The organism is Stenotrophomonas sp. ZAC14D2_NAIMI4_7 (genome assembly GCF_003086675.1).
Classification (GTDB): domain Bacteria; phylum Pseudomonadota; class Gammaproteobacteria; order Xanthomonadales; family Xanthomonadaceae; genus Stenotrophomonas.
This window is the reverse complement of sequence record NZ_CP025995.1, coordinates 2,466,878-2,475,306: the sequence shown is the minus strand read 5'-3', so window position 1 is coordinate 2,475,306 and position 8,429 is coordinate 2,466,878. Positions and strand designations below refer to the sequence as shown.

Annotated in this window: 6 protein-coding genes; 3 read left to right on the top strand and 3 right to left on the bottom strand. The window is 68.7% G+C overall.

Annotated features, from left to right (window positions below; all coding sequences use genetic code 11):
- Positions 1-884: 884 nt before the first annotated feature.
- Complete coding sequence (locus C1922_RS11375; RefSeq protein ID WP_108749856.1) at positions 885-1,766, bottom strand: LysR substrate-binding domain-containing protein; 882 nt, start codon at positions 1,764-1,766, stop codon at positions 885-887.
- A 107-nt stretch (positions 1,767-1,873) separates the two neighbouring features.
- Between C1922_RS11375 and C1922_RS11370 the strand changes: the two genes are divergently transcribed.
- Together C1922_RS11370 and C1922_RS11365 are read left to right on the top strand one after the other, a co-directional pair.
- The gene (locus tag C1922_RS11370) at positions 1,874-2,569 is read left to right on the top strand and encodes an ankyrin repeat domain-containing protein (RefSeq protein WP_108749855.1); all 696 of its coding nucleotides are present in this window, start codon (positions 1,874-1,876) and stop codon (positions 2,567-2,569) included.
- A 46-nt stretch (positions 2,570-2,615) separates the two neighbouring features.
- Positions 2,616-4,064, top strand: coding sequence for an amidohydrolase family protein (locus C1922_RS11365; RefSeq protein ID WP_108749854.1), 1,449 nt, complete (start codon positions 2,616-2,618; stop codon positions 4,062-4,064).
- A gap of 192 nt (positions 4,065-4,256) precedes the next feature.
- Here C1922_RS11365 and C1922_RS11360 read toward each other — a convergent pair whose 3' ends face one another.
- Both C1922_RS11360 and C1922_RS11355 read right to left on the bottom strand, forming a co-directional pair.
- A complete protein-coding gene (locus C1922_RS11360) occupies positions 4,257-4,907 on the bottom strand; it encodes a response regulator transcription factor (protein WP_108749853.1) in 651 nt (216 codons plus the stop codon).
- The gene (locus tag C1922_RS11355) at positions 4,900-7,917 is read right to left on the bottom strand and encodes a sensor histidine kinase (RefSeq protein WP_108749852.1); all 3,018 of its coding nucleotides are present in this window, start codon (positions 7,915-7,917) and stop codon (positions 4,900-4,902) included. The genes C1922_RS11360 and C1922_RS11355 overlap by 8 nt, the downstream gene beginning before the upstream one ends.
- Positions 7,918-8,021: 104 nt before the next feature.
- Between C1922_RS11355 and C1922_RS11350 the strand changes: the two genes are divergently transcribed.
- A complete protein-coding gene (locus C1922_RS11350; protein ID WP_108749851.1) occupies positions 8,022-8,354 on the top strand; it encodes a hypothetical protein in 333 nt (110 codons plus the stop codon).
- The last annotated feature ends 75 nt before the right edge of the window (positions 8,355-8,429 follow it).

Below are 8,429 nucleotides of genomic sequence, written 5' to 3'. Positions count from 1 at the left end.
TGTTCGGGCGGATCAAGGGAGAATCCGGCGTGGGCGCCAAGCTACACGGCGATCGTCGAGATCCAGGCTCATACGGCGGCCCACGCCGGCTCTCGACACCTACGCTGCCAGATTTCCATCAGATAAGGCTTGGCAGCCGCATCCATGCGGCTGACACCCCGCACTCCGACACCGCCCCACCTCTGACAGATTCCTGCAGCTGTTGGGAACTGCGATGGTTGTCCGCGCGGCTGTTGGTAGGTGTCGACCTTGGTCGACACGATTTTTCTGTCAGATATCGAAATGAATCCGGGGTCAGATCCGTTTTCCTGCGGAAAACGGGTCTGACCCCAAGAGCCGTTCCAACAGACCACATAAAACTGTCGAAGGCGGGGCGGTGTCGGAGTGCGGGGACGCCGCAAGTACGTCCGTGTAGGCTTGGCAGCCGCATCCATGCGGCTGACACCCCGCACTCCGACACCGCCCCACCTCTGACAGGTTCACTCGGCTGTTGGCAGGTGTCGAACTCGATTCGAAATTTTCGATTTCGGTAGAGATTCATCCACGCATGGCGTGGATCTACTGTCAGATATCGAAACAATTGTTGGTAGATCCACGCCATGCGTGGATGCACGTGTTGGATATCAATTTCAATCGGGGGTCAGAGCCCGTTGCCCAGCAGCGGGATCCGACCCCGTGCCGTTCCGTCAGATCGCGGGAAGCTGTCAAAGGCGGGGTGGTGTGGGTGGGCAGGACCGCAGGCGCCATGGATGGCGCCTACGAGCCACACGGACGTACTTGCGGCGTGTCCTGCCCACCCACACCGCCCCGCCATCCCCAGGAACCCAGCCTTTGACGTTGACGTTGAATGGGCAGGTGCAGGGCGCAGCCCTGCAAACAACGAACTAATCCGATTCGCGCTGCACCTGGCGCCAGAGTTCGGCGGCCAGCGCGCGTACGGCTTCGTCTGCGTCGGGGCGGTGCAGCAACCCCAGCTCGTAGTTGTCGATCACCGGCAGGCTGCGTTCGCCATCGATGATGCGATGCTCGCGGCCCACCGCGCGGCGCGGCAGCAGGCTGATGCCGATGCCATCGGCCACCGCGCCCTGAATGCCGCTGAGCGATGAACTGGTGAACGCAATGCGCCAGCGCAGGCCCAGCGCTTCCACCGCCTGGATCATCTCGTCGCGGTACAGCCCGCGTGGCGGGAACGTGACCAGCGGCAGCGGATCGTGCTGCAGGCTGCTGCTGCGCACACTGTCGATCCAGTGCATCGGCTCGCGCCGGCAGTGCACCGCCTGGCGGGTGTTGCGGCGCTGCTTCACCAGCACCAGGTCCAGCTCGCCATGGTCGAAACCATGGGCCAGGTCGCGGCTCAGGCCGCTGCTGATTTCCAGCTTCACCTGCGGGTGGCGGCGGCTGAAGGCGGCCAGCATGCGGGTGGTCTGCGGGTTGACGAAATCCTCGGGCACGCCGATGCGCACCGCGGTTTCCACCGTGGCACCGGCCAGTGCCTGCGCCAGCTCCTCGTTCAGATCGAGCATGCGCCGTGCGTAACCCAGCAGCGTGTGGCCGGCGTCGGTGGGGTGCACATCGCGGTGGCCGCGTTCCAGCAGGCGGTGTCCAGCCAGTTCCTCCAGCCGCCGTACCTTCTGGCTCACGGTGGACTGGGTGGAGTGCAGGCGGGTGGCGGCGGTGGTGAAACTGCCGCAGTCCGCCACCATCACCAGGGCCCGCAGCAGGTCCAGTTCGAACAGTGTTCTATTCGATTTGGCACTGTCAGCCATTTGAACATTTCACTTCTGGATGATTGCTGCGACTTCTACCATGCAGGAAAGGGTGCGGCAAGCGGGCCGCAGCGCCGCACCGGCCCCGCCGCAGAGGAGAAACGCAGATGCGCATCCATCGTTGCCGCCGCTGTCCCACGCTGGGGCGGCTGTTGCTGCTGTGCGTGCTGGCGATGCTGGCGTCGGCCTGCTCGGCCAGCACCGGCGCGGCCGATGTGCGTCTGCGCGAAGCCGCCGCCCGCGGTGACGCCGCGGCCGTGCGGGCGGCGCTGGATGCCGGTGCCCCGCTGGAAACGCGCGACGCGCAGGGCCGTACGGCGCTGTTGCTGGCCACCCACGGCAACCGGCTGGAGGCGGCGCGCGTGCTGATCGACGCCGGTGCCGACGTCAACGCCAAGGATGCGATGCAGGACAGCGCCTACCTGTACGCCGGCGCGCGCGGGCTGGATGAGATCCTCGCGCTGACCCTGGCCCACGGTGCCGATCTGCGCAGTACCAACCGCTATGGCGGCACGGCCCTGATTCCCGCCGCCGAGCGCGGCCACGTGGCCACGGTGCGCATGCTGCTGCGTGCCGGGGTGGCCGTGGACCACGTCAACCGATTGCACTGGACCGCGCTGCTGGAGGCCATCCTGCTCGGTGATGGCGGCCCACGCCACGTGCAGATCGTGCAGTTGCTGCTGGAGGCCGGCGCCGATCCGCATCTGGCCGACGGCGATGGCGTGACGCCGTTGGCGCATGCCCGCCAGCGCGGCTACACCGCCATCGAAACCCTGCTGCGCCAGCACGGCGCGACCCACTGATACCCCTTCCACCCCGCACGTCTGCGTGCCTGCCAGGATGCCATCCATGCTCCGTTCCCGCCCCTTGTCCCTTGCGATCCTTGTTGCCGTCGCGCCGCTGTCGGCGTCTGCGGCCGAACGTGCCGACCTGCTGATCCGCAACGCCACCGTGGTCGATGTCGAGCACGCGCGCAGCCTGTCCGGGCAGAGCGTGGTGATCCGTGGCGATGACATCGTGGCAGTGGGCCCCGACGCGCAGCTGCGCAGCCAATGGAGCGCAGGCCGGCAGATCGATGCCAAGGGCAAGTACCTCATTCCGGGCCTGTGGGACATGCACGTGCACTTCGGCGGCGGCCCGGCCCTGGTGGAGGAAAACAAGGCGCTGCTGCCGCTGTACATCGCCCACGGCATCACCACCATTCGTGACTGTTCCGGTGATCTGCCGGAACAGGTGCTGCAGTGGCGCGGGCAGATTGCCGACGGCACCCTGTTCGGGCCGCGCCTGCTCAGTTCAGGGGCGAAGATCGAAGGCATCAAGCCGGTGTGGAAGGGCACCATCGAAGTCGGTGACAAGGCGCAGGTGGATCAGGCGATCACGCGGCTGCAGCACGACAAGGTCGACTTCGTGAAGATCACCGACAGCACGCTGAAGCCGGACCTGTTCCTGTACGCGGCCAGCGCTGCGCGCAAGGCGGGCCTGAAGGCATCCGGCCATATTCCGATGGCGTTGACCGTGGAGCAGGCGGTGGATGCGGGTCTGGCGTCCATCGAGCACCTCGATTACGCGTTCAAGGCCGGCAGCAAGGATGAGGCGCGGATCGCTGCCGACTTCGGCGCCGGCCGCATCGATCGCGCCGAAGCCAACCGCCGCCTGGATGCCAGCTTCGACCGCGATACGGCAATGCATGCCTACCGCGAGTTTGCCAAGCGCGGCGTATTCGTGACCCCGACCCTCAACGGTGGGCGCATCCTGGATTTCCTGGACCAGGATGACCATGCCAATGATCCCTATCTGGCCTACATCGGCCCCGGTCTGCGCGCGACCTACACCTGGCGCGTGGAGCGTGCGGCCAAGGCCAGCCCGGCGCAGATCGAGGCACGCCATGCGCAGTACCACCAGGTGGCCGCGGTGCTGCCGATGCTGCAGGAAGCGGGGGTGACGATCATTGCCGGCACCGACGCAGGCTTCCTCAATTCGTACAATTTCCCCGGCATCGCCCTGCACCAGGAACTGCAGTTGTTCGTGAAGGAAGGGTTGAGCGCACCGCAGGCGTTGTCGGCGGCTATCCGTTCCGGCCCGGCGTGGTTCGGGCAGATGGACCGCTACGGTGGCGTGGCCGCGGGCAAGGCGGCCGATCTGGTGCTGTTGACCGCCAACCCGCTGCAGGACATCGCGGCAACGCAGAAGATCGACAGCGTGATCCTGCGCGGGGATGTGTATGACCGCGCCGCGCTGGACAAGATGCTGGCCGATACGCGCGCCAAGGTGGCGGCGTGGAATGCCGCCGCACGGTAGAGTCGAGCTTGCTCGACTGAGCGCAAAGGCCGTCGAGCAAGCTCGACGCTACGGTGAGGCAGAAGCCGTCGAGCAAGCTCGACGCTACGGTGAGGCAGAAGCCGTCGAGCAAGCTCGACGCTACGGTGAGGCAGAAGCCGTCGAGCAAGCTCGACGCTACGGTGAGGCAAAGGCCGTCGAGCAAGCTCGACGCTACGGGTGGCCGTCGTCCAGGCTGATGATGCCGCGGCGCAGGGCCTGGGTGACCGCGTGGGTGCGGTCGCCCACGCCCAGCTTGTCCATCAGGCTCTTCATGTGCGCCTTCACGGTCTGTTCGGAGATCTGCATGCGCTCGCCGATGCGCTTGTTGGACAGGCCGCTGGCCACGTGGCGCAGCACTTCGGTTTCCCGCGGCGACAGGCGGTCTTCCACAACGTGCGCGGCGATGCTGGCGGCCACTTCGGCCGGAATGGCCGCGCGGCGGCCGTCGGCGACGGTGCGGATGGTATCCACCAGCTCGTGGCGCAGCATGTCCTTCAGTAGATAGGCACTGGCGCCGGCCTGCAGTGCGCGCACCGCACGCACGTCGCCGCGGTAAGTGGTCAGCACGATGATGCGCGCGCGCGGATCGAGCGCGCGGATCCGCACGATGGCTTCCACGCCATCCAGGCGTGGCATCTGCAGGTCCATCAGCACCACGTCGGGCTGCAGCTGCTGGTAGCGGGCAACGGCTTCCTCGCCGTCTGCGGCTTCGCCCAGCAGGCGAAGGTCGGCATGCGCGCCCAGCAGGGCGGCCAGGCCATCGCGCAGCAGGGGGTGGTCATCGACCACCAGTACGCCGATGGGTTCGGGGGAATCAGTCATGGGTGTGGCGGCTCCAGGGCCAGCGCCAGCGTGGCGCGCGTCGTTGGTACAGGCGGCGGCCGGGTACGGCCAGCGCAACTTCGGTGCCCAGGCCTGGGCGGGTCCACAGCTGCAGCTCGGCGCCCAGCCGCTGCGCGCGTTCGCGCATGCCCTGCAGGCCCCAGTGGCCGTGGCTGGCGCCCGGGTCGGCAATGCCGATGCCATCGTCGCGCACGTGCAGCAGGAAGCTGCGTGGGCCATAGGAGAGTTCCACTTCGATCGCGTTGGCCTGGGCATGGCGCAAGGCGTTGCGGATGGCCTCGCGGCCGATCAGGAACACTTCCTCGGCGGCGTCGGTCTGCAGGGGCGGCGGGGTGCCTTCCACGGTCAGGCGCAGCGGATTGGTGCCTTCGCCCGCGTACTCGGCGTGCACATCGGCCAGCGCCGTAGCCAGGTCGCGCCCACTGAACGGGCCGTCACGCAGCGCGTTCACGCGTTCGCGGCCTTCGGCCAGGTTGCGCTCGGCCAACTGCATGGCGGATTCCAGCTGCGCGCGCACCGGTTCCGGGGTGCGTTCGGATTGGCTGATGGCATGCAGGCGCAGGATCAGCCCCTGGCTGCCCTGCAGCAGGGTGTCGTGCAAGTCGCGGGCGATGCGCTCGCGCTCGCCGTGGCGTTCCTGCAGGCGGGCGCGGAACAGCGCGGCCAGCTGGCCACTGCGGACGCGCACGGCCATGGCCAGCACCAGCAGCACCACCAGCGCACACAGCAGCTTGAACCACACCGTCTGCACGAAGGTGGGGGCGATGCGGAAGCTGCGGCTGGCGGGCTCCTGGCTCCAGACGCCGTCCTCGTTGGCCGCTTCCACTTCGAAGCGGTAGCTGCCGGCGGTCAGGTTGGTGTAGTAGGCACGGGTGCTGCTGCCGGCATCCTGCCAGCTGTCATCCACCCCGGACAGGCGGTAGCGGTAGCGGTTGCGTTCGGGCCGCGCCAGTGACAACGCCACGAAATCGATCTGCAGCTGGGTGGTACCGGCCGGCAGGTGCAGGCCTTCGGTCAGCGGCTGGTGCGTATCGCCATACAGCACGTCGCCGATACGCACGCCGGGTGCCTGGGTGTCGATGTGGTTCTGGGTGGTGTCCAGCCAGGCCAGCCCTTGGTTGGTGGCGAGCCACAGCAGGCCGTCGGAGGCCAGTACCGCGGTGGGAATGGGGCCACTCTGCAGGGCGATGCCGGGCATGCCATCCACCGCGTCGAACAGGCGCGGGCTCAGCGGGGTGCCCTGCAGCAGCGCGCTGCGCAGGGTGGTTTCCTGCAGGCGTACCAGGCCGCGGCTGCCGTTCAACCAGACCCGGCCGCGGCCATCGACCACGATGCCGGTAATGCCCTCCAGCACGCCGGCCAGGTCGGTGCGCACGCTCATGAACCTGCCGGCGCCGATACGCACCGACAGGCCCGACTCACCGGCAACCAGCAGCAGGTCACGGTGCTGCAGCAGGGCGGTGATCGGCCCCACGTCCAGCCCCTGCGCGGTGCCGTAGGTGGCCACGCCGGTGCTGTCCAGGCGGCGCACGCGCCCATCGGCATATCCCAGCAGCAGGCTGCCATCGCTGCCCTGGGCCAGGCTGGAGCAGGCACGCTCGGGCAGGCGCGGTTCGCGCAGCCAGTGCCCGGCCTGGTAATGCAGCACGGCCTGTTCGCCGGCACAGATCCACGCATTGTCGTTGTCCGGGAACAACAGGGCGTGGCTGGGCTGGCCGGTGAACGGCGCAGGCAGCGGAATGCGCGTGGTCTTCCCGGCTTGGGTACGGGCCAGGTTCACCCAGTCGAACTGCCACATCGGGCGCGCATCCCGGCGCGCGGCCGCCTGCAGCTCCTGCGCGCTGCGGTCCAGCAGCTGCCGGCGCAGATCGTAGGGCTGCAGGTCCTCGCCATAGCCATACACGCGACCATCGTCGGTGCGCACCAGCGAGCGGTACGGGTCGGTGGGTCCGGCGGCCAGGGTCTGCACGCTGCGTGCGCGGAAGCGGTTCAGGCCCAGGTTGGTGCCCACCCAGATGTTGCCTTCGCGATCAAGCACCACCGGTACCGCCGACGTGGCGGTCAAGCCTTCGGCGGTATCGAAGCGCTCGATGCCGGTGGCAGTGTCGCCGTCGAAGCTGACCCGGGCGACGCCACCGTGCGGGCTGAAGGTCGCCCAGAGGTCGCCATTGGCGGTGAACTGCATGCGCGCGGCCAGCAGGCCGGGCAGGCGTCGCGCCTCGCGTTCGCTGGCCGACAGCAGGCCGTTGCGGTCGGCCAGCGGCAGGGTGCCGCGGTTGCGGTCAGCCAGCCACACTTCGCCACGCGGGCTCTCGGCCAGGGTGGACATCTGCGAGACGGCGACGCCGGTCGAGGTGAAGCGCGCGGCGCCGGCCGGGCGCGACCAGACCTGCTGGTCGGCCAGTACCCACAATGTGCCGTGGCTGTCCTGGAACACCCACTGCACGCGGCGGTCGGGCAGCCCGGTGCTGGCATCGGACTGCCAGCGCTGCCCGTCGAACCAGCGCAGGCCGCCGTTCACTGCGGCCCACAGCCTGCCATTGCGATCGTGCTCGAAACGCGGCACCACGCCCACGGGAATACCCTGGGCGCGGCCGTAGTTGTCCAGCCGCCCGGGCTGGCTGTGGCTGATGCCCGCCTGGAAATAACCGATCCACAGGCCTTGCTGCGGGTCGCGTGCCAGGGTGACCATGTTGGTGGAGGGGAAGCGCTGGCCCGCCGGCGCTGCCTGGCGCTCGAAGCGGCGGCCATCGAAGCGGTAGAGACCCGAGCCGGTGGCCAGCCACAACAGGCCGTCGCGGTCCTGGGCGATGTCCCAGATATCGCCAGGTGCGCCCTGGCCCACGCGCCAGGCCGTGTGCTGGTAGCCGGGCATGCCGGTGCTGACCGGCGGCTGCTGCACGGCCAGCGCGGTCGCCGGCAACGCCAGCGACAGGCAGCAGATCAGCCCCTGCAGGTACTGCAGGAAAGAGCGGGGGAGGGCGCGCATGCCGTCATTCTGGCAGGTGCGGGGCAGTGCAGGGTGACCCGAACGGGGCAGGCGCGCGGCGGGTGGGTGCGCTATCACATCGGCATGGAGCAGGGAGGCCACCGATGCAACGCTTGTTCGTGATGTTCCCCGACCGCGCGCCGGGGATCGGCCTGCTGTGGCTGCGCCTGTGCGTGGTGGCGGCGCTGTGGCCGGCGCAGGCGCCCGGCAGCGGGGGCTGGCTGGTCTGCGTGGCCGCGCAGGCGCTGTTGCTGCTGGGCTGGCTGACCCCGCTGGCGGTGCCCTTGGCCCTGCTTGGGCTGTGGCTGCAGGCCGCGCCGTGGGCGCTGCTGGCACTGCCGGTGGCGCTGTTCCTGCTGGGCCCGGGGGCCTATTCAGTGGATGCGCGCCAGTTCGGCCGGCGTGTGCTGGAGCGTGGGCCTCCCCCAAAAGGGTGAGTGCCGCGCTGGACCGTCGGGGGTAGGGCGCGGCACGACCGCAGCGCACCATGAAGGCCCCCGTCGCGGTGCATT